Origin of the sequence: Vibrio sp. V12_P9A6T4 (genome assembly GCF_963874835.1) — a bacterium.
In the GTDB taxonomy this organism is placed as follows: domain Bacteria; phylum Pseudomonadota; class Gammaproteobacteria; order Enterobacterales; family Vibrionaceae; genus Vibrio; species Vibrio anguillarum.
On sequence record NZ_CAWNJO010000093.1, the window covers coordinates 1 to 22,359 of the forward strand.

The 22,359-nt window shown below is 44.5% G+C and carries 20 protein-coding genes and 3 tRNA genes; 7 read left to right on the plus strand and 16 right to left on the minus strand.

The features are described 5' to 3' along the window. From vpsB to AACQ42_RS14510, 5 genes are all read right to left on the minus strand, one after another. Nucleotides 1-818, minus strand: an 818-nt coding sequence (vpsB, locus tag AACQ42_RS14490; RefSeq protein WP_094166365.1) for a UDP-N-acetyl-D-mannosamine dehydrogenase VpsB, incomplete at its 3' end; no start/stop codon positions are given. 17 nt (nt 819-835) lie between these two features. Next, entirely contained in the window at nt 836-1,954 is a 1,119-nt protein-coding gene (gene wecB / locus AACQ42_RS14495) for a non-hydrolyzing UDP-N-acetylglucosamine 2-epimerase (RefSeq protein WP_081245367.1), read from the minus strand. Nucleotides 1,955-2,254: 300 nt separating this feature from the next. Further along, on the minus strand, nt 2,255-2,782 hold the full coding sequence (locus AACQ42_RS14500) for a low molecular weight protein-tyrosine-phosphatase (protein WP_013857370.1): 528 nt from the start codon (nt 2,780-2,782) through the stop codon (nt 2,255-2,257). A gap of 305 nt (nt 2,783-3,087) precedes the next feature. Next, the gene (vexH, locus tag AACQ42_RS14505) at nt 3,088-6,198 is read right to left on the minus strand and encodes a vibriobactin export RND transporter permease subunit VexH (RefSeq protein ID WP_094166366.1); all 3,111 of its coding nucleotides are present in this window, start codon (nt 6,196-6,198) and stop codon (nt 3,088-3,090) included. Continuing rightward, complete coding sequence (locus AACQ42_RS14510) at nt 6,198-7,250, minus strand: efflux RND transporter periplasmic adaptor subunit (RefSeq protein WP_019281706.1); 1,053 nt, start codon at nt 7,248-7,250, stop codon at nt 6,198-6,200. The genes vexH and AACQ42_RS14510 overlap by 1 nt, the downstream gene beginning before the upstream one ends. Nucleotides 7,251-7,733: 483 nt before the next feature. Here AACQ42_RS14510 and AACQ42_RS14515 point away from each other — a divergent pair. The 3 genes from AACQ42_RS14515 to AACQ42_RS14525 all read left to right on the plus strand — a co-directional run bounded on the left by AACQ42_RS14515 (nt 7,734) and on the right by AACQ42_RS14525 (nt 8,146). After that, a tRNA-Tyr gene (locus tag AACQ42_RS14515) sits at nt 7,734-7,818 on the plus strand. Between the two features lie 79 nt (nt 7,819-7,897). Continuing rightward, nucleotides 7,898-7,982: transfer RNA gene (locus AACQ42_RS14520), tRNA-Tyr, on the plus strand. A 79-nt stretch (nt 7,983-8,061) separates the two neighbouring features. Further along, nucleotides 8,062-8,146: transfer RNA gene (locus AACQ42_RS14525), tRNA-Tyr, on the plus strand. 99 nt (nt 8,147-8,245) lie between these two features. On the opposite strand, the gene AACQ42_RS14530 is transcribed toward AACQ42_RS14525, so the two are convergent. From AACQ42_RS14530 to gmhB, 9 genes are all read right to left on the minus strand, one after another. Next, a complete protein-coding gene (locus AACQ42_RS14530) occupies nt 8,246-9,013 on the minus strand; it encodes a PKD domain-containing protein (RefSeq protein ID WP_094166367.1) in 768 nt (255 codons plus the stop codon). A 22-nt stretch (nt 9,014-9,035) separates the two neighbouring features. After that, complete coding sequence (locus AACQ42_RS14535) at nt 9,036-9,272, minus strand: hypothetical protein (RefSeq protein WP_017044213.1); 237 nt, start codon at nt 9,270-9,272, stop codon at nt 9,036-9,038. A 76-nt stretch (nt 9,273-9,348) separates the two neighbouring features. Continuing rightward, nucleotides 9,349-10,983, minus strand: a complete 1,635-nt coding sequence (locus tag AACQ42_RS14540; RefSeq protein WP_017049464.1) for an ATP-binding protein — start codon at nt 10,981-10,983, stop codon at nt 9,349-9,351. Next, entirely contained in the window at nt 10,974-11,696 is a 723-nt protein-coding gene (locus AACQ42_RS14545; RefSeq protein WP_013857376.1) for a winged helix-turn-helix domain-containing protein, read from the minus strand. Before AACQ42_RS14545 ends, AACQ42_RS14540 begins: the two co-directional genes overlap by 10 nt. A 259-nt stretch (nt 11,697-11,955) precedes the next feature. Next, a complete protein-coding gene (gene treC / locus AACQ42_RS14550; RefSeq protein ID WP_094166368.1) occupies nt 11,956-13,647 on the minus strand; it encodes an alpha,alpha-phosphotrehalase in 1,692 nt (563 codons plus the stop codon). 61 nt (nt 13,648-13,708) lie between these two features. Next, a complete protein-coding gene (treB, locus tag AACQ42_RS14555; RefSeq protein ID WP_026027679.1) occupies nt 13,709-15,133 on the minus strand; it encodes a PTS trehalose transporter subunit IIBC in 1,425 nt (474 codons plus the stop codon). A gap of 167 nt (nt 15,134-15,300) precedes the next feature. After that, entirely contained in the window at nt 15,301-16,248 is a 948-nt protein-coding gene (treR, locus tag AACQ42_RS14560) for a trehalose operon repressor TreR (protein WP_013857380.1), read from the minus strand. Nucleotides 16,249-16,303: 55 nt separating this feature from the next. Beyond that, nucleotides 16,304-16,648, minus strand: a complete 345-nt coding sequence (locus AACQ42_RS14565; protein ID WP_017044208.1) for an MliC family protein — start codon at nt 16,646-16,648, stop codon at nt 16,304-16,306. Nucleotides 16,649-16,674: 26 nt separating this feature from the next. Beyond that, complete coding sequence (gene gmhB / locus AACQ42_RS14570; protein ID WP_013857382.1) at nt 16,675-17,226, minus strand: D-glycero-beta-D-manno-heptose 1,7-bisphosphate 7-phosphatase; 552 nt, start codon at nt 17,224-17,226, stop codon at nt 16,675-16,677. Between the two features lie 197 nt (nt 17,227-17,423). Between gmhB and metN the strand changes: the two genes are divergently transcribed. Genes metN through AACQ42_RS14585 form a run of 3 tightly spaced genes read left to right on the plus strand, consistent with a single transcriptional unit; the run spans nt 17,424 to nt 19,984 of the window. Next, entirely contained in the window at nt 17,424-18,458 is a 1,035-nt protein-coding gene (gene metN, locus AACQ42_RS14575; protein ID WP_094166369.1) for a methionine ABC transporter ATP-binding protein MetN, read from the plus strand. After that, nucleotides 18,448-19,125 carry a methionine ABC transporter permease gene (locus tag AACQ42_RS14580; RefSeq protein ID WP_017044205.1) on the plus strand — a complete coding sequence of 226 codons (678 nt, stop codon included), beginning with the start codon at nt 18,448-18,450 and terminating at the stop codon, nt 19,123-19,125. The genes metN and AACQ42_RS14580 overlap by 11 nt, the downstream gene beginning before the upstream one ends. A gap of 49 nt (nt 19,126-19,174) precedes the next feature. After that, nucleotides 19,175-19,984, plus strand: coding sequence for a MetQ/NlpA family lipoprotein (locus AACQ42_RS14585; protein ID WP_094166370.1), 810 nt, complete (start codon nt 19,175-19,177; stop codon nt 19,982-19,984). A 94-nt stretch (nt 19,985-20,078) separates the two neighbouring features. Here the strand turns inward: AACQ42_RS14585 and AACQ42_RS14590 are convergent, their stop codons facing one another. Both AACQ42_RS14590 and syd read right to left on the minus strand, forming a co-directional pair. Next, the gene (locus AACQ42_RS14590; RefSeq protein WP_094166371.1) at nt 20,079-20,855 is read right to left on the minus strand and encodes a Zn-ribbon-containing protein; all 777 of its coding nucleotides are present in this window, start codon (nt 20,853-20,855) and stop codon (nt 20,079-20,081) included. 2 nt (nt 20,856-20,857) lie between these two features. Then, nucleotides 20,858-21,403: a SecY-interacting protein gene (syd, locus tag AACQ42_RS14595; RefSeq protein ID WP_029189917.1), complete on the minus strand. Its 546-nt coding sequence runs from the start codon at nt 21,401-21,403 to the stop codon at nt 20,858-20,860. 98 nt (nt 21,404-21,501) lie between these two features. On the opposite strand from syd, the gene queF reads away from it, so the two are divergent. Beyond that, entirely contained in the window at nt 21,502-22,347 is an 846-nt protein-coding gene (queF, locus tag AACQ42_RS14600) for an NADPH-dependent 7-cyano-7-deazaguanine reductase QueF (protein WP_088732008.1), read from the plus strand. Nucleotides 22,348-22,359 lie beyond the last annotated feature (12 nt).

Genomic DNA, 22,359 nt, shown 5'->3' on the forward strand with positions numbered 1-22,359 from the left:
AACCAAGGGTCAACTGCAATACAGTGCCCGCCAACACCTGGTCCTGGGTTTAATATGTTGACCCGAGGGTGGCGGTTGGCCAATTTAATTAATTCCCAAACATTGATTTTTAATTTCTCACAAATAAGGGAAAGTTCGTTCGCGAATGCAATATTGACGTCGCGAAAGGAATTTTCTGTTAATTTCGCCATCTCCGCCGTACGAGAGTTGCTGATGATGCATTCGCCTTTAACAAAGGTTTTATACAGAGCCATCGCTTTCTCGCTACACGATTTACTCATGCCACCAATCACTCGGTCATTACTGACCAACTCTTGTAGTACATAACCCGGTAAAACTCGCTCTGGGCAATGCGCTACCTTAATGTCAGCCGTGTCACCTTTGTGCTGTGGGAAAGTTAAATCAGGACGAGCCTCTGCTAGCCATGCGGAAAGCTTTTCTGTCGCACCGACAGGGGAAGTACTTTCCAATACCACCAAGTTGCCTTTTTCCAGAACTGGTGCAATCGCTTTGGCCGCGGCTTCTATATAGCTAAGATCAGGCTCGTGATTATCACCTTTAAATGGTGTGGGTACCGCCACTAAGAAAGCATCAGCTGGTTCAGCTGTCACAGTTGCTTTTAGTTTGCCAGTCATCACTGCACTTCGAACTACGATATCTAAATCCGGTTCGACAATGTGAATTTCACCTTTGTTGATTGTATCGACAGCGTGTTGATTGACATCTACGCCAATCACTTCAATACCACGCGAGGCTATAACGGCAGCCGTTGGCAGGCCGATATACCCTAAACCAATCACAGAAACTTTATTAAACATCTTATTTTCCTTAAATCTTATCTTGCTAGAATGTCGGCGATACGTTGACAGGCTTTGCCATCACCGTATGGATTGTGTGCTTGACTCATGAGTTGGTAAGCGCGCTCATCACTAAGCAACCGGTCTAACTCTTCACAAATCAGTTGTGTGTTAGTCCCAACCAGCTTGACCGTACCCGCGCTTACCGCTTCAGGTCGTTCGGTGGTGTCTCTCATCACTAATACAGGCTTCCCTAGCGACGGTGCCTCTTCTTGAATACCACCGGAATCAGTTAAAATGATGTGTGCTCTGTCCATCAAATAGACAAAGGGCAAATACTGTTGTGGATCCACTAAGAAAATGTTTTCAATGCCTTTTAAAAGACGATTGACGGGCTCTTGAACATTCGGATTAAGATGTACCGGATAAAGAATTTGACAGTCAGGGTGGCGCTTTGCTGTGATGGATAAGGCTTCACAAATACGCTCAAATCCATCACCAAAACTTTCACGACGGTGGCCTGTAACAAGAATGAGTTTTTTATTGTTATCAAGCATCGGAAACTGGTGTGCCAGCGTAGCATTGAGATCTTGCTCGTTATGAATCTTGTTACGGATCATAAACAAGGCGTCAATGACGGTATTCCCAGTAATATGGATGTTCTCGAGGCAATAATTTTCATCCAATAAATTTTGTTGAGATGTTGCCGTTGGTGCGAAATGGTAGTGAGTCAATGCACCCGTAAGCTTGCGGTTCGCTTCTTCAGGCCAAGGGGAATAAATATTGCCGGTGCGTAATCCAGCCTCAACGTGGCCGACTGCAATTTGCTGATAATAACAAGCAAGTGAAGTCGCAAACGTTGTAGCGGTATCGCCATGAACTAAGACGATGTTTGGTTGAAAGTCTTTTAGAACCGTTTCCATACCGTTCAAGATTTTAGTCGTTACTGTCGTCAGTGTTTGCCCTGGTTCCATGATATTAAGATCAAAATCAGGCACCACTTCAAACAACTCTAAAACCTGGTCAAGCATTTCCCTGTGCTGGCCAGTGACGCATACTTTTGTGTCGAAGCGGTTATCTTGTTTAAGCTGATGAACTAGAGGCGCCATTTTAATTGCTTCAGGTCGTGTACCAAACGCAATGAGTATTTTTTTCACTTTATTTATTTCCTTGGGCTAAACTAAACGACTGTTAAGAACAAACTGTTCAACGCTATTTCTTCAAAAAAGCAGATAAAAATGGTGAATAGCAACGGTTAAATACGCTACCGCCACTAGATGTCGCCTCTAGAATGCGCATTTTCTTCACATTTTTTTGCTTTATGTATATAAGAGAAAACTTATTAACCACCCATATTTAATCACCTACTTAAAAACTATGAGTAGAAATTAATTGCCAAACTGTTGCTTTGTTTTTTGGGGTGGGTAATCAAAAAGTCATATAAAACTTTCTATGTGCTACACACAAAGTTTCATTGCACTTTCCTTTAATTGATATTGTTTAGATATATGTTCGATGATCCCTTGGGCCCCGCTCTCTATCAGTTCCAAAACCCGTTCAAACATATGAATATTTCCTTTGTAAGGATCAGGGACTTCCGTGACACCGATGTGGCTATGCGATAGAAACAGTGAAAGTTTCTCTTTATGTTTAGCAGGACAAATGTCAATCAGATCCGCTAAGTTGGCTTTATCTAAGGCAAAAATAAGATCAAATTTTTCGAAATCCTCAGAACAAACCTGCCTTGCTCTTAAATTTGACATTGAATAGCCACGCTGCTCAGCGACAGATATCGCTTTGGGATCTGGTTTTCGGCCCACTTGATAATTCACAGTACCAGCGCTTTCAACAAATAAATTAATTCCATGTTGTTGCGCTTTTTGGCTCAAAACAGCTTCAGAAAGCGGTGAACGGCATATATTTCCCATGCATACGATGAGGATAGAGAGTTTTTTATTTTCCATGGCCATTACTGATGCATTCACTTCATTTTGTCTCTGTATTAAAGAGGTGGATAGAGTATCGCAAGGCGCATTGCAATGGGTGTCTCAAAATTGAGTCTATCTATAATTAATACCTAAGATTTAAATAGGAAAAATGAACTGGCTATTTTGATGGATTATCGAAAATGGCATTAACCATTTGATATCTCGCTTGTATGTTCAAATAACTTGATGTGATAAGCCGGCCGCATGTGATTTCATCTAATGAGCATAGATAACGGTGAATGGAATAGGTGTGAACGGTGAACAAAGAAGAGCCTGCAGGGCGCAGGCTCTTGATACGTTAATCAGTGAACACTTCTGGTTTTAACATCATGCAGCAGTTCTTGATTAAGTTCAGCTTCAACATGACCTGGAGAGCGTGTTGATGCCGAGACCAAACGGTACATAGCAGGAATAACAAATAGAGTGACCAAAGTGGCAAAGCCCATACCGAAGAAAATCACCGTACCCACTGCCACTCGGCTTTCATAACCTGCTCCTGTCGAGATAATTAATGGGATGGAACCTGCTAAAGTAGTAAAGGCGGTCATCATGATTGGCCGTAAGCGCCTTGCTGAGGCATCAATGATCGCTTTTTCAAACTCAACCCCTCGGTCACGCAGCTGGTTGGCAAATTCAACGATCAAAATGCCATTTTTGGTCACCATACCGATCAGCATAATCATCCCAATTTGGCTATAGATATTGATACCTTGTCCCATAATTGATAGACCAAGAAAGCCGCCAAACACACCCATCGGCACCGTCAACATCACCACTAACGGGTTGATAAAACTTTCAAATTGGGCGGCAAGTACCAAATAGGCGACAAGCAGCGCTAACGCAAATACAATGGCTACGCTCGATTGGTTTTCTTTAAAATCTTTTGACTCACCTGAGTAACTAACGGAAATATCACTAGGAAGTATCTCTATCGCTTTCTTGTCAAGAAAATCAAGCGCTTCGCCCAACGTGTAACCAGCCGATAAATTTGCAGTAACCGTGATCGCCTTTTGCTTATTGTAATGAGACAAACGGATCGATGATGCCACCTCTTCCACTTTCGCAAGTGCATCGAGTGTAACAAGCTCACCGGATGCGGTTCTCATGTAGATCTGGCTTAAATCGGAGGCGTTATTGAAGCTATTTTCGTCGCCACGGAGATAAACATCATACTCTTCGCCACGCTCAACAAAGCTGGTTTCACTCTTCCCGCCGAGCATCACTTCTAACGTATCTGAAATATCCGCGACACTGATCCCCAATTCCGCGGCACGCTGCCTATCAATCGTCACCACCAGTTCAGGTGTCTTTTCGGAATAATTGGTGTCAGCACCTTCCATAAAGGGGGAATTTTCAGCTTCCGTTTTTAGCAATTCAGCCCATTTTTTGAGTTCAGGATAGTCTGACCCACCTAACACAAACTGAACAGGCTCATTAGAGCCACCACGAAAGCCGGGCATAAAGGGCATAACTCGTACATCGGGAATTCCCGTTAGCGCTTTTTTTACCTGCCCTAATGCTTGTTGAGCGGTAATGCTTCGTTCGTTCCAGTCATCCAAAATCATGATAACAAAACCCGTCTGATCACCCGCTTGCCCACCGAACGCGGGCGATTGAATACTAAACGACTTGAGAAAACCTTTGCCAACCAAGGGCATTAACCGCTGCTCAACAAGATCCATATTGGCCGACATCCGGTTATAACTGGTCGCATCCGCTCCGCGCACAAAGGCAAAAATAACGCCGCGATCTTCTGAAGGCGTGAGCTGGGAAGGCACTTTCTGCATCAGAAAATAACTGCCACCGACACATGCAAGAATAACGAATGGTGCCGCCCATTTCCAACGGATAGCAAAACGTAAAGAGGATTTGTAACCCGCTTCTAAACGACCAAAAATACGATCAACAAAACGATTAAAACGGTTTGGTTTGACATTGACCTTTAAAATCTTGCTACCGAGAACGGGCGTTAAAGTTAACGCTATTAGCGATGAAAAGAGAACCGACATGGCCAAAAGTACAGAGAACTCGGTGAACAACAGGCCGACCATACCGTCCATAAAAGAGATCGGTAAAAAGACCATCACTAATACCAATGTGGTGGCAATCACGGCAAAGCCGACTTCGCGCGTCCCTTTATAAGCCGCCAGCAGTGGCTTCTCTCCCTGTTCTATGTGATGAAATATATTTTCCACCACCACAATCGCGTCATCAACAACCAAACCGATGGAAAGAATCAGCGCCATCAAGGTGATAAGGTTAATGGAGAATCCGAAATAGTAAGCGGCAATAAAAGAAGAGATCAATGATACTGGCACAGTAACGGCTGGGATTAGCGTTGCCCGAACTTGGCCGATAAAAATGTACAGTACCAAAATCACTAAACCACCCGTGATAAACAGTGTGCTATACACTTCCGAAATTGAGCGATCAATAAAAACGGTCGAGTCGTAGTCAATGGCCAAGCGCGTTCCTTTGGGTAGAAACTGCTGAATATTATCGACTTCTTGATGGACACGCTGCGCCACATCCAAGGGGTTAGCATCTGACTGTGGCACAATGCCCATGCTCACATTAACCACACCGTCGCTTTTGAAGGTTGAGTTTTCGTTCTCAGCGCCGATGAAGACATCCGCGACATCTTTTAAGTAAATCGGCGAATTGTCACTTGCGCGCTTAACCACCAAATAGTCAAAATCTTGAGCCGTTTTGTACGCTCGGTCGGTACGCACCGACATTACTGTCGAATCGTTACGCACTTCCCCGCCCGGGCTTTCAATATTTTCACTGCGCAATGCACTTGATATATCAGAAGTCGTGACACCACGCCCAGCCATCAGATTCGGCTTGAGCTTGACATACATCACCTTATAAAGACCACCAGACACATCCACAGAACTGACGCCAGAGATTAAACTAAAGCGGTCAATCAAAGCTCGTTCGATATAATCGGTCAGTTGGGTTCGATCCATCTCTGAAGAACTGAGATTAATGTACAAAGAAGCTTCACCAGAGCCATTGTTTTTGAATACGGTTGGATCATCTGCTTCATCTGGTAATGAGCGCTGTGCTCTCGCAACGGCGTCGCGGATATCGCTCACACCAGTATTGAGATCGTAACCCAGTTCAAATGTAACAGTAATCCGTGACATGCCATTACGCGTGGTGGATTCAATTTCATCAATCCCGCTAATGCCTGCCAGTTGATCTTCCAATACAGAAGTGATTTGGTTTTCAATGATGGTAGCTGAAGCCCCTGCATAGCGAGTACTGATTGAAACCACCGGGCTTTCAATATCGGGCATTTCCCGGACCGAAAGCTTAGAAAATGACACTAGACCAAAAACGCACAACAGTAAGCTTAATACCACCGCCGCCACAGGGCGCTTCACTGAAACATCGGATAACCACATTATTTGTCATCCTTTTGTATCGGTGAGCCATCCACATTGACTTCAGTAACGACAATGCCGTTTCTCATATTCACGATACCTTGCACCACAATCTTATCGCCAATGGCTAAACCTTTATCAATCACCACTTGATTGTCGATCCGCGCGCCAAGCCAAACTTCCGTGCGTATTACTTTATTATTGCTATCAATCACATAGACATAGCGTTTAGTGCCTGAATATTCGAGTGCTTGAACAGGGATAATGGGCGCTTCAATCGCTGGGAAATTCAACTTAGTAGAAAGCAACATTCCGGGTTTTAGCTTGCCATCTTGGTTATCGAAATGAATACGGACACGCAAATTCAAGGTTTCACGGTTAATGCGTGAATCAATACCCACAACTTTGCCGGTAAACTCGTTTTTTGCCCAAGCATTACTCTTCGCCGTCACCGTCATACCTTTACTGATTAACGAAAGGTAACGCTCTGGCACTTGGATATCGAGTTGCATCACCGATAGGTCATCTAAAGTCAGCAATTCCGTCCCTGCACTGACCATTTTGCCCAAACTAAAATCAATAAAACCAACGGTGCCATTAAATGGCGCGCTAATGCGCAGATCGTTTAAATTTGCGTTTGCTGCATCTAAACGTGCTTGAGCAATATCAACACTCGCTTTTTGCGCATCGATTTCCGTTTGGGTAATGGCATTCCGTTTGACCAAACGTTCAAACTCTTTCAACTTACGCTGTTCATCGTTCAAATAGGCTTGAGCCTCTGAAAGTGCGGCTTTGGCTTTATCATCATTAAGCTGAATTAAGAGCTGACCTTTCTTGACCTCTTGATTGGCTTTAATCGCAATATGGCTGACCTTTCCCGAAACTTCGGATGAGATCTCCACTGCGCGTTCAGCTTCTAATTTACCAATCAGAGAAAGGGACTGAGATACTTGATGAGTTGCCACCCGCTCTGCGACCACCGCAACGGCTTGTGGTGCTTGCGCAGCGAACGCACTTAACGGTGTGGTAAGCAAGGTAACCAACATTAACGAAAGAATAGACGTGTTTTTCATAGTTTTTATTCAACAATAAATAGACTGATTGAATTGTAACTGCTTATACGACGCTCGAACGTCAAGGAGTGTAAATCTTATTAAATATCTGTAACGTGCGTCATAACTTAGCCTCCTCCAGCTGTTTTTTAGGCGTCACACACAGGCTATACCCAAACAACTTGAAGTTGCAGGTAGGCGGCAAGTAAGTTCATCCCCATGAGCATAGATAAACTATGTGATTGGGGTGAGCGAACGTAGCCAACACCGCTGCAGCTTCAAGTGGGAAGGGTATAAATAGAGCAAAACTATCCATTCCTCCCCCCTTTGCCCAAAAAGGCAGCATTCAATTCAAAATCATAAGAAAAAGGCTTTACAGAGAGAGCGAGTTTGCTATCATGCGCTCCGCACTTGAGCAATGCGTTGGGAAAACGTTGTTTAAGCATACTGTGAGCCAATAGTGTCGTTATAAGCACTATAAATCACATTGTATGAAAACCCTCTGGAGGGGTTCCCGAGTGGCCAAAGGGAGCAGACTGTAAATCTGCCGGCTCCGCCTTCGATGGTTCGAATCCGTCCCCCTCCACCATATTCTCTCGTAAGAGAAACCTTGTTTGATATGTTGGGAAAACATCATTCAAGCCTATTTTTAGAATAGGAAAACACCCGGAGGGGTTCCCGAGTGGCCAAAGGGAGCAGACTGTAAATCTGCCGGCTCCGCCTTCGATGGTTCGAATCCGTCCCCCTCCACCATATTCTCTCGTAAGAGAAACCTTGATTGATACGTTGGGAAAACATCATTCAAGCCTATTTTTAGAATAGGAAAACACCCGGAGGGGTTCCCGAGTGGCCAAAGGGAGCAGACTGTAAATCTGCCGGCTCCGCCTTCGATGGTTCGAATCCGTCCCCCTCCACCATATCTTCTCGATTGAGAACGATAAAAAGCCAGCTTTCGAGCTGGCTTTTTCGTTTCTTTACATCATAGCTCTATAAACTGGCGTCACTAAGTAGTCTAGTTAACCCTCAATATACTGAAGCAGAGCGGTAACACAGCTTTGTGCATCACTGCAATTGATACTCTCTGGCAGTTCAGTCTGCAATAAAAACCCTTGTTCCAAAGAGTGGCAAGATGAACTTTCACTTAAACAAATCGGAACTCCTTGAGCAGAAAGGGCATTTAATAACAACAAAGCCGTTTGTATATTTCCCCCAGCATTGGCGGCAAAATGTAGCTCAAACTCAGCAGCGCTATTGAGTGAAGTCAGCGCATGCTCTAATTGAGTGTCCACTTCGCTTAAAGAAACCGAATCTAAATCACTAAAGCTCAGCATGCCTTGGTTCCTATCAGCATACCGCCAAGCAACGATATCAACCTGCTGCATATAGGCTCGCTGCATGCTTTGCGCGGCCGCCTGAATGATCACCTGCATTTGGTCACTGTTGCTTCTTCCACCACTGTCTTTGACTGATAATTCAAAAATATACGTGCCAGCAATCGTAGGATAAAACGCCGTTGCTTTCAGAGAATCTGCATTGATCAAAGTAAGCGATTGAGGCCCAGAAACTTGACGCCAAGACTTCGTTTTAATTTCATATATTGATAACTCAGATTTCGCCGTTCCGCTCAGTGTAATACTATTCACTGGCAGTATTAACATCTGATCAGCACCAGCATTAACCGTAGGCTTAGTCAGCTTATCCGCATCTTTCAAATCATCGGCTTTACATCCCACGATAAGTGCGAGCACACTCAGGATCACGAACAACTGGTTTAACTTAAACATAATATTTTCCTGTGATTAAGCATTAGAAGAGGTAACTGGTACTGATGGAAAGAAAGGCGACTTCACTACCGTCCAAATACATTGCAGCATCTTGTTGCGCGTAATCCATCATCACATTCGATTGCGTATTGGTTTGGCTGAGCTGGTCATTTAAGCGAACCCCATCGCTGAAGGCTGAGATCCATTCCATCGGTTTAGTGGCACTGGTAGATGAGAAAAATACGCCGCTTAAAAACAGCGCTAATAATTTGGTATTCATGCTTACTCCTTGTGAGCGGTCTGATTCACCGACCCATTCAAGGTAGCATTCTCAATACAAATAAATCGTCAGCAGTTTATTGACCATTTGTATCCAGTTTGGTCACATTAGGTAAAGAAATCTGTTTCGGCCATTGCAGTTCAAAACATGCGCCCCCTAATGCTGAACCATTTACTTTTACTCTAACCTTGCCTTGATGCCAACGAGTGATCTGTTTAACAATCGCCAGCCCAAGACCATGACCTTTTTCACTATTACGCTCTTGATTATTCACTTGAGTAAAGGGCTCAAAAATACGTTCAATATCATCTGGCGCAATACCGGGGCCATCGTCTTCGACCACCAAAAAAAGTTGCCCATCAGATTCGTTCAACGATAGATGGATCTCTTGCTGCGCAAATCGCGCGGCATTACTCAGCAAGTTTTTAACGGCCCGTAATAAAGCTCGATTATCGACAAATATCGTTTGCTGTCGCAACGAATCCAACACGCTGACACGCAATGTGAGTTGCGGGTTTTCAAGCTGGAAATGCTCCGCTTCTGCAACCAAATTGTCGGCAAAGTGGCAATAAGAAAAATGGCGAATATCTGTGATACGGTTATAGCGCGACAAAACAAGTGTCTGGTTAATCAAATGATCGAGATCTTCAATACTGGAGTGAATTACTTGGCGGTATTTTTCTTTCTGGCTTAAGGCAATGTCTTCATCCTCAAGCATTTCAAATGCAAAGCGTAAACGGTAGAGCGGTGTTCGTAAATCATGCGCCACGGCGTTGGTTAAGGTTCTTTGGCTGGCAATCAGCTTTTCGATGTTATTTGCCATGTTATTAAAAGAATGACTGAGCTGAGAGACCACGGAAAGCCGAGATGTCGTCGCTCTGCGAGATAATACTCCTTGGCCAAATTCATTCGCCGTTTTTACAAGACGTTTCAGATCTCGCCATAAAGGGTAAATCCACATAACTAAGGCCACAGAAATGGCTAAAAAAAAGAAACCGCCGATAGCCGTGGTGAGCTTTAATTGGGTTTGGTAGGAAATATTGTCCTCAACGCGTAACCACGTATTCTCATCCACCGCAGCCAATAAGATCATGCTGCCTTGTTGATTGATATAACTGGTCATCTGCTCTTTATCAGCCAGCAATTTGGTTCGCTCGATGGGTGACAAATCTTGCTCTCGCAATAGACTCAACTCTAAAGGTATTCGGCTATTTTGCTCAGCAATACTAGTTTGCCATTGAGTACGAGGTTGGCTACGGAGATCTTCTACCGCGAGGTATAATGTACCTCTGGACTGGTTAAGCGCAGCGAGTTCTCTCGGTTCATTGATCGCGAAATAGAGCACTTTGTCACTGTTCAGCACTCTTTGCAAAAGTGCCATAGGATCACCATCTTGGAAAATGATCTCGCCTTTTTGCAACGCTTGATAAACTTCTGGGGAGGCGTGGTAACTGTCTAATGCCTCTAATCGAAGTGGGTAGCTGAAATGCTTAGCATAGCCGTCAATAATCGTTGTCCACTCAGCTTGAGGCGCTTGACGCAATTTTTCAGATAGAAACGTAAAGTTACTCTGATAGACAGGCTTATAAAACTCTTCAGAGATACTGCGGCTAAGATATGGGATCGGATTAAATTGCGTGGGAATACTGAGTAATAAGATCGGCAGAAACACAGCTACCCAGAGTACCCAAAAAGATCGAATCATGACCACTTCCCTTCCGATACAGCGCAGAGCTGATATCCTTTACCTCGAACCGTTTTTATCAACTTAGGTTCATTAGGATCATCTCCGAGCGCACGCCGCAAGCGTGATATACGACGATCAATTGAGCGATCTAAACCATCATATTCAAAACCACGCACATGCTGAGCGATATCATCTCTCGTGACAATGGTGCCGACATGTTGGGCGAGTAGATACAAAAGCTCAAACTCGCTGGTCGTGAGTTTTATGGGCTGCTGCTCAAGTAATACCGCTCGATGCTGTAAATTCATCCACAAGTTACCTATGCACAATTCGTATTTGTCACTTTGACTTCCTCTTGCTTGCCTTCGAAGTAAGGCTCGAATACGTGACAGTAGCAAACGGGGCTTAACCTGCTTAACAACATAGTCATCGGCACCCAGTTCCAACCCCATCACCTGATCAATATCGTCGTCCAACGCCGTTTGCATTAAGATCATACCGTGGTATTGATCTCGGACAGCGCGGCAGACATCCATACCACTTTGCCCTGGTAGCATAATATCCAGAATGACTAAATCAGGTTGCTCATCCAAAATCCGATCAACGGCTTGAATCCCATCCGCAACCGTTGAGACACAAAACTCATAGTGGTTGAGAAAGTCTTTGATCAGTTCCGAGAGTTCTAAATCGTCTTCAACGAGAACCACTCGATAAGAGGGGGAGAGAGTACTGTTCATTGTGTTTCACACATCCGTTTGCTAAGAACGCAAACTATAGCGGATTGTGTTTCATCTTTGTGTGACTAATTGTGACCAAGCAACAAAGTTGTGGTGTTGTTAAAATATTAAACAAACCATCAACAGCCAAACCTACCGCGTTGAATCAATAAGAGCACGAAGAAAGTACCATTGAGCCGTGACTCATAAACAGAGTCGATAAAAAAGCCCCGAAAATTCGGGGCTGAAAAATGACTGAATCTATAGGGGTAGGACTCAATCAGGATACTAAATCGAACAAAATTACGCGTGTTTCATACGGACGAAGCACTTGATGTTCCAAAACTTTGAGTGGTTTTATATCTGTATAGTTGCCTAACAGGTATTTTGCTTTCTCAATCGGTAACTCTTTTGGCAGCACGCATTCGGTGTCAACGCCATAATAGTTATTGATACAGATCAGCACCTGTTTCGCGTTGCGTCGCTGGTAGGCAAAAATCTCTTTATGATCGGGTAGTAAATCGGTGTAATCACCATCGGTAATTACACCGATTTTTTTACGCAGCGCTATCAACTCTCGATAGAAATAGAACACCGATTGCTCATCAGCTAACGCACATTGCGCATTCAATTCTTGATAGTTTTCTGCAATGTCTAGCCAAGGCTGACCTTGGCTAAAACCAGCAAAGCGCTCTGCATTCCATTGCATTGGCGTGCGAGAATTGTCACGGGATTTTTGTGCAAGAATGACCATCATCGCTTCATGACTTACCCCTTGCTGGTTCACCATGATGTCGTAAATGTTAGTACTTTCCACATCTCGGTACTGTTCAATAGCGGTGTAGCCGGGATTGGTCATGCCAATTTCTTCACCTTGATAAACATAAGGCGTGCCTTGCATCATATGAATCGATGCGGCCAACATTTTTGCCGACTCAACGCGATAACGTTGATCATCCCCTAAACGGCTCACGATACGAGGCTGATCATGGTTACACCAAAAAAGTGCTCCCCACCCTTTACCATTTAAACCCGTTTGCCAATGGTTGAAAATCTGCTTCAATTGCAAGAAATCAAATGGCGCTTTCGTCCATTTTTCACCATTCGGATAATCCACTTTTAAATGGTGGAAGTTAAACACCATCGACAGCTCTTTGCCGTCCAAGCGTGAATATTGTTGGCAATGTTCAAGCGTTGTTGAGGACATTTCCCCCACGGTGACACTGCCGTACTGTTGGAAAACCGCTTGGCTGATCTCTTGTAAAAATTCATGCACGCGCGGGCCATCGGTATAAAAACGGCGTCCATCACCTTGGTGATCATCACTGAAATCCTGCGCTTTTGAGATTAAATTGATCACATCGAGACGAAAACCATCCACCCCTTTTTCGGCCCAAAAACGAATCACTTGCTTCACTTCCTCACGAACTTGAGGATTTTCCCAATTTAGATCCGCCTGCTCTTTGGCAAATAGGTGCAGATAATATTGCCCTGTTGCGTCATCTAACGCCCATGCACTACCACCAAACTTTGACTGCCAATTATTTGGAGCCTGACCATTAATCGGGTCTTGCCAAATATAATAGTCACGATACGGGCTTGATTTATCACCCAACGCCGACTGAAACCAAGTGTGCTCGGTTGAGGTGTGGTTAACCACAATATCCATAATAATGCGGATACCTCTTTGATGAGCTTGAGTCAGCAGTTCATCAAAATCTTGCATGCTACCGAATTGAGGATTGACACTGTAATAATCCGAAATGTCATAACCGTTATCAACCATCGGAGATGAATAAATGGGTGTCAGCCAAATGGCATCAATTCCCAAGCGGTGCAAGTAATCCAGTTTAGAGATGATCCCTTTGATATCTCCCGTTCCTTTATTGCCGCTATCACAAAAACTTTTGGGATAAATCTGATAGATGGTAGCGGTTTTCCACCACTGACTATCACTCTTGGTTATAACCATATTGACAACTCACTTACCAAAATGAAAATGAGTGGTGAAAACTCACCACTCGAATGAAAGGTTATGCACTTGCTGGCTCTAGCTCGCCTTTAGCTTGAGCTCGTTTGTATAAAAACAGAGTAAGCAGAATTGGGACGGCCATCGCCACCAGCATCGCGATGCCGTAAATACCCCAGTATTGTGGTTGAATCGAAAGAATACCTGGTAAACCACCCACACCGATGCCATTCGCCATCACCCCTGCACTACCACAAATTGCGGCTGCAATAGCACTACCAATCATGGCGCTTAGCATTGGGAACTTGTACTTTAAGTTGACACCATACATCGCTGGCTCTGTCACACCCAAATAAGCCGAAATAGCCGCAGGAACAGAGATGTCTCGCTCACCGTGTTTTTTGCTGATAAAGATGATACCGACGACCGCAGACGCTTGAGCAATATTTGACAGTGCAATCAGTGGCCAAATTGGCGTACCACCCATTTCTTGCATCAATTGCAGATCCACCGCGTTAGTGGTGTGGTGAATCCCGGTAATGACCAGTGGCGCATACAAGAAACCGAACACCATTGAACCGATAACCGCAAAATCGCCAGTCATTGCAGCTTTAGCCGCAAACGCGACGCCATCGCCCAATACGCGACCAAATGGACCAATTAAAGCGTGGGCCAAAATAACGGACAATATGATAGAGATAAACGGCACAACAACGAGGTAAAGATAAGAAGGGATGATGCGCTTTAAGTTTGTCTCAATAAACGCCAGAGCAACACCCGCCAACATCGCAGGAATCACCTGAGCTTGATAGCCGACTTTCTCTATCACAAACAAGCCAAAATCCCACACTTCGGGCATCTGCTTACCGATCAGATAAGCATTCATTAATTGAGGCGAAACCAGAGTCACACCCAAAGTAATACCTAGTATCGGTGTTCCACCCAACTTTTTCACCGTTGACCAACAAACACCAACCGGTAGGAAGAAGAAAATAGCCTCGCCAATTAACCATAAGAAAGAATGAACCGTGGCCCAAAATTGGCTAATTTCAACCAAGGTTTTGCCATCGAACATACGAATGTCGCCAATGACATTACGAAAACCGAGGATTAAACCGCCGGTGATGATCGCTGGCAGCAAAGGAACAAAGATTTCCGCAAGATGCGAAATGCCACGTTCTAAAAAGTTCATGTTTTGGCGAGCGGCTTTCTTCGCTTCATCTTTAGAAACGGCTTCTTTGCCTGAAAGCCCGATTAAGATGGCGTAAACTTCGTCCACCTCAGTACCAATCACAACTTGAAACTGCCCAGCATTGGTAAAACACCCTTTAACCATGCTCAGCTGTTCTAGTCCTTTTTTATCCGCCTTGTCGGTATCATTTAAAACAAAGCGTAAACGAGTCAAACAGTGACTCACACTGGCGATGTTCTCTTTACCACCTACCAGCTCGATAAGACGTATCACGTCTTGCTTCGCTATCTTGGCCATACTTTTGCCCACCCTATATTGGAATACTGTCTGTTTTTCTTTTTAATGGGAACATTCCCACCTACAAGTGCAATATTGACATAAATAATAAAAGGTAAAAATGGGAACAATCCCATTAATTGAATAAGATCACAGACTAATTGTAATTCACTTTAAGAAATAAGGAGTTAGCTTGTTAGCGGTTGTTGAGTGATGTGTGCAGGGTTCATTTCATTATTAAGCTGTAAAATCAATAAATTAGCTGCTTTTTCTCCCGCTTGAGCATAGCCAGGATCAATACTGTAAATATTAGGGAAAAGAAAAGAGAGCAGTTCATTACCACCCACACCAGTGACGGCAATATCATCTCGGCCTAATTCTTGGAGACGTTTAATCACGCCAAGTGCCAGAGTGTCACTGGCGCACACGATAGCTTGAGTCTGATCATTCAGCACTTCATCAACCAGTTGGTAGGCACTTTCATGATGCAAACGCCCAGTGCGATAATTGGGAGTGCATCCACTTTGTTTGCACCAATCTAAGTACGAATCTAAACGTAATTTACCTGTCGTTTTATCGCTAGGATCGACCCCAATGTAGGAAATATGAACTCGATTTTTCGAAGTCAAATGAGCAAGCGCGCCTTGAATAACACCATAATTGTCATAGTTAATCGATGAGACTTTATCGGCATCCATCGCAATCACAACCGCTCGCGATGCCCATAGGTTGAGTTGTGTGATATCGAGATCGGTAAAACCAAATACAATTACACCATCCACATTACGCTTATGTAAAACCTCAAGGTGCTCGTTCGTTTTAGTGCGATCAAACTGGCTTTCCATAATCACCACATCGTACCCATTTTGATACAACACCTGTAGCATTCGCCCCACGGCGCGGTTTTCAGACGGTGACTCAAGGCGTGAGATAATCACGCCAATCACTTTCTCACTGCCACCACGCATTAACTGAGCCGATTTCAGTGGCACATACCCAGAATCTTGGATAACGCGTTCCACTTTTGCTCGTGTTTCAGGCTTCACTTTTGGGTCGTTCGTCAATACACGAGAAACCGTCGATTTACCAACACCAGACAGTTTTGCAATATCCAAGATAGTCAGTTTTCTGCTCATGCGAACCTATAGCGTAAATAAAAATGGAAGATAGCATGCGCTTATCTTAAATGAATTATTGAGTGGTACAGCCTTGATAAGTCGTTGATCCCACTTCGAGCAAAGCCTCATCGCCTTTCGTATGTAAAAGCACGGTTTGAGGCTGAGTTTGCTCGCTATCGTCGATCACATACTTTGCGCCAGAGGCGGCTGGAATTTGTATTAATGTATATTCGCGATCGGCAATACGGAGAACGGCTGACTGTTGCTCAATATACGCAACATCAAAATGCTCACCAGAACGGCATTGATAATGCTGGAACAGGTTCTCACTTTCAACGCGCGAATCGTTCGCGTAGTGTGGTGAGCATGCCGCTAAAAAACCAACACTGAATCCAACAAAAAGAAATGATTTATTCATATTGCCTTCCACAAAGGGGGGAATTTTTACGGTGCAAGAAAAGCAGGGACATCGCGAATACTATCAAGTACCACGGTGGCGAGTAATTCACCTTGCTCAGTAACGGGTTTACCCGTACGCACTAACACACGAGTACCAACACCTGCGGCTTGTGCAGCCATCATATCTTCAGCTTTATCGCCTATCATCACGGATTTTTCCATATCGATATCAAGAAAGTCCCGTGCGGAGATAAACATACCAGGCTTGGGTTTGCGGCAATCACACTCTTCTTTATACTTACCTTCACCGTGCTCAGCATGGTGCGGGCAGTAATAAATACCATCAAACTCGACACCGTGATCGGCAAAATTCCAGTCCATCCATTGCGTTAAAGATAAAAAGCGCTCTTCACTAAATTTCCCACGAGCGATACCTGATTGGTTGGTCACCAAAACCAGCAAATACCCCATGTCTTGAAACTTCTTAGTAGCTTCAAATACACCATCAATAAACTCAAAATCATGCTCATCATGAACATAGCCATGGTCAACGTTGATCACGCCATCGCGATCTAAAAACACTGCAGGTTTAGCCAAAATAACTCTCTCATATCACGCCAGATATGATGATTATTACACGCTTTATTTTTTTCATCACTACCTAATTCACCAAAGCGTTTAGACGTCTAGACGTAAAAATATCTATTGACTTAAATCAAGTTAAGCCATAGCATCGTCCAACAAGTGAGAGAGAGTTCAACATTTTATTCTGTTATCCCTGCACAGGTTTTCCGATGATTCAAATTAATCAAGTAAATAAAGTTTTCTATCAAGGCAATAAGGAAATTCATGCTTTGAAAGAGATTAATCTTCACATTAAGCAAGGCACTATTTTTGGTGTAATTGGCTCGTCAGGTGCAGGGAAAAGTACACTGATTCGCTGCGTCAACATGCTAGAAGCTCCAACAACAGGTTCGGTTGTGGTTGATGGCGTTGATTTAACTCAACTGAGCAAATCAGAACTCAGCCAAGCTCGTCGCAACATTGGCATGATCTTTCAACACTTCAATTTGCTTTCATCACGTACAGTATTTGGCAACATTGCTCTGCCACTTGAACTGGCTGGTGTCGAAAAAAATAACATTGAAAAGAAAGTGTCAGAGCTGTTGCAACTGGTCGGCCTGACGGATAAGCGCGAAACGTATCCTGCCAATCTGAGTGGTGGTCAAAAGCAACGTGTTGCAATAGCGCGAGCACTCGCCTCTGATCCCAAAGTATTGCTGTGTGACGAAGCCACCAGTGCGCTTGATCCTGCGACGACTCAATCGATTTTAGAGCTATTGAAAGAGATCAACCGCACACTCAATATCACCATTTTGCTAATTACTCACGAAATGGATGTGGTAAAAAGTATTTGCCACGAAGTGGCCATTATTGGCGACGGTGAACTGGTTGAAAAAGGCACAGTTGGCGAGATTTTTGCTCACCCTAAAACCGCCTTGGCTCATCAATTTATTCGCTCAACACTCGATTTATCAATTCCGGAAGATTACCAAGCTCGCCTGCAAGCCACTCGCGTAAAAGGTAGCTACCCGCTGGTGCGATTAGAGTTTACAGGAGCAACGGTTGATGCTCCCTTGATGACACAAATTGCCCGTAAATTTAATATTGATGTCAGTATATTAAGTTCTGACCTTGATTACGCCGGTGGCGTTAAATTCGGCATGATGGTCGCTGAACTTTTTGGTAATGAGTCGGACGATACGGCCGCTCTTGAATTTCTTCGCGAAAACAACGTAAAAGTAGAGGTACTTGGTTATGTCCTTTAACACCATCACCGCTTGGTTAAACCTGAATGGCGATCTTCTACTGATGGCAACCTGGCAAACACTCTACATGGTCGCTGTCGCGGGCATCGTCGGTTTCGTGGTTGGTATTCCACTAGGGGTTATTTTACATACCACCAAAAAAGGCGGCCTTCTCGAAAACACTCAGCTGAACCGCATTCTTGGTGCCATCGTCAACATTGGTCGCTCTGTGCCATTTTTGGTGCTTATGGTGGCCATTATTCCGGTGACAAAACTGCTTGTCGGTACGTTTATTGGCACCACGGCGGCCATTGTGCCGCTGACGATTGGCGCAATTCCATTTGTCGCTCGTTTAATTGAAAGTGCATTGCTGGAAGTGCCCACTGGTTTGGTCGAAGCTGCGCAGTCAATGGGGGCTACGCCGATCCAAATTATTCGTAAAGTGTTGCTTCCTGAAGCGCTACCAACGATTGTCAACTCAGTCACCATCACGATGGTCACTCTAGTAAGTTACTCTGCCATGGCCGGAACCGTTGGCGGCGGTGGCTTGGGCGATGTCGCTATTCGTTACGGCTTTCATCGCTACGACTTAGGCATCATGACGGTCACCGTGGTGATGTTGATTGTCTTAGTACAAATTATTCAATCGATTGGCGATAAGTTTGTCCGCCGTGTCGACCACCGTTAAATCACAATAAAGTTAAAACACAGATTCGTTTTATAACAAGGAGTTAATCATGAAATTTAGCCTTAAAGCTCTACTTACCCTCGCCGTTAGCGCTTCAGCACTCGTGCTGGCAGGCTGTGGTGAAAAAGCGGTCGACAACAATAAAATTAAAGTGGGTGTCATTGCCGGTGCTGAAGCACAAGTTGCTGAAGTTGCAGCAAAAATTGCAAAAGAAAAATACAACCTAGATGTAGAACTCGTAACGTTTACCGACTATGTTACTCCTAATGCGGCACTGGATGATGGTTCGATTGATATCAATGCATTCCAACACAAGCCATACCTTGATCAACAGATCGCTGACCGCGGTTACAAATTAGCGATTGCAGGTAACACCTTTGTTTACCCGATTGCTGGCTATTCAAAACAAGTGAAATCGGTTGATGAGATTCAAGATGGCTCTCGTATTGCGGTACCTAACGATCCAACCAACCTTGGTCGCTCTTTACTGCTGCTAGGACAGCAAGGCCTTATTACTCTACGTGACAGTGCAGGCCTACTGGCAACGGTACGTGATGTGGTCGCCAACCCAAAAAACATCACTATTGTTGAGTTAGATGCCGCGCAACTGCCTCGTTCACTTGACGACGTTACGCTCTCGATCATCAACACGACCTACGCCAGCTCAATCAATCTAACGCCTGAAAAAGATGGTGTGTTCGTTGAAGATAAAGAGTCACCTTATGTCAATATCATTGTTTCTCGTGCAGAAAATCTGAATGCTGAAAACGTGACTAACTTTGTTAAAGCCTACCAAACAGAAGAAGTGTACCAAGCCGCTTCGAAAATTTTTGACGGTGGCGCAGTAAAAGGCTGGTAATTAATAAACCTATTACCTGTGCAAAAAAGCCTATAAAAACAGAAAAGCCGATACGCGATGTATCGGCTTTTTCGTATCAACAACACGCACCTGTTTACTTAATATGATCCCAAGACATATTGGACACAATACGGCATGGGTCGCATTTAAAATGGAAAATGTCGTGCAGCGGTTCATCGAGTAGCCACTCTCCCCCACATTTCGGGCATTTTCTGGCTTGTTCGTCCGCTAGGCTCTGGCCGCCAACTCGATACTGATAGTAATAAGTAGGGACGTGGGTCAAAAACTCAATTCGTCCTCGTAAATCCCATCCTCTAATAAACAGCACACTGTCCGCATCGCAAATCTCGTGCAGTGCAGCGTGTTCTGCTCGACAACCACCCGCCATCTGAAGTTCATCACACGCCTGCCACTCTGTTTGCCATTTGATCACTGCTTTATGATCGCCATTTAAGGTCGCAGAATTACGATATAAAGGGATCGGCAGCAATGTGTCACCACTGCGCAGCGGAGAACAAGTGTGTACATAAGTGGTGTAAAGTATCTGCCAGCTAGGCAAAACATCATCAGCGGCTTGCTCGGAATTAAGATCGCGCCCCAACAAACGGGCTTTCGGAGCCAGCAAACTAGCCTCCGTCAAGCGACTCAGGCACACCCTAACAAAATCAGAGTGATACTTAGGGTGTAAGCTTTCTTGCTCTGGGCAAACCACCCGCACAAAGAACTCGCCCTCTCCCATCACGATGGGGAATTCACGCCCAAGCACTTGACCGTTATAGCGTAAAGCATCCATTAGGCCATTAATCGCTTTGTCTACCGCCGAGATAGTCGTGTTATCAAAACACTCAAACTGCAATTCAACCACGTACATCGTTACACCACAGGTTCTAAATTAGCGAAAAACTCGGCCACACTTTCGGCCAGCACGTCGCGTTTATCGGTACCTAAACGTTCTAATAACACATGGCCAGAAAGGTTACAGATCGAAATTACATCCATCTCCGCATCGGTTGCACCAATAAACACGGTTGGTTTGAGTTTTAGTCGGCGCTGAGTCACCAAATGACCGAGGATATTTTCCTGCAAACGAACAAAATCATCCTCACTCCACACTTGCAATAGAGCGAGCTCGTTGCCTTGCCATTTAGCGGGCATGTCCGCACAAAACTGTACGCCATAAAAGGCTTTAATATCAGAATGTAGAGTCAATTCAATCGCTGCTTCTACGTTAGAAAAATCAGCTGCAACCGATCTGACGACGGGCTTCCACAGCACACTGTCTTGGTCGTTCATCACTGCGCAAGGAGAATCCAACTCAGCCAACTCATCATTACGAGGAGACTCGCCATGCTTTGTTTGGTAAGCGTCAAGATAACGTTGAGTAAATGAAAGTAAGGCTTGCTCGGCAGTTTGTGCCATGAAGTGCTCCAAAATTGATGAGTCGCTGCCTTGTGTGATGACAGCAACCCTAGGATTGCGTAAAATTCTGCTTATTCTAATCGAATTGACGTGAAAGTATGAGCAAATATTCCGATGCCAAAGCGCTGGCAGGGTTAACCCTTGGCAAAAAAACCGACTACGCCAAACAGTACGATCCAAGCTTACTGCAACCTGTCCCTCGTAGCTTAAACCGTGATGATCTGCATTTGGGGGATAGCTTACCGTTTAAAGGCTGTGACATTTGGACTTTGTACGAGCTCTCTTGGCTCAATGAAAAAGGGTTACCACAAGTGGCAATTGGCGAGGTTTCTATCCCTGCAACAAGTGCTAGTTTGATTGAATCTAAATCCTTTAAGCTCTACCTCAATAGCTATAACCAAAGCAAAATAGCCAGTTGGGATGAAGTAACGCAGCGCTTAACCAACGATTTATCGGCCTGTGCCGGAGCGCCAGTCAGTGTCACTCTCAACCCGGTGAGCGATTACACTGGCCAAGCAATTGTGACTATGCAAGGTGAATGCATTGATGGACAAGATATTGAGATTGAAAGTTACCAATTTGATGCCAGCTTACTGAAAAGTGCCGCGCGTGGTGAGCAAGTCAATGAAACACTGCACAGCCATTTACTGAAATCGAACTGTTTAATCACCAATCAACCCGACTGGGGCAGCGTCGAAATTCATTATCAAGGTCAACAAATTGATCGAGAAGCACTGTTACGTTATCTCGTCTCATTTCGTGAACATAATGAGTTCCACGAACAGTGTGTAGAGCGCATCTTCACCGACATTATGCAATACTGCCAACCGACACAGTTAACGGTATACGCTCGATACACTCGCCGCGGCGGTTTGGATATCAACCCATTTCGCTCAACCGAACAAGAACGGCCAACACATAACCAACGTATGGCCCGTCAATAAGGATTAGCATTA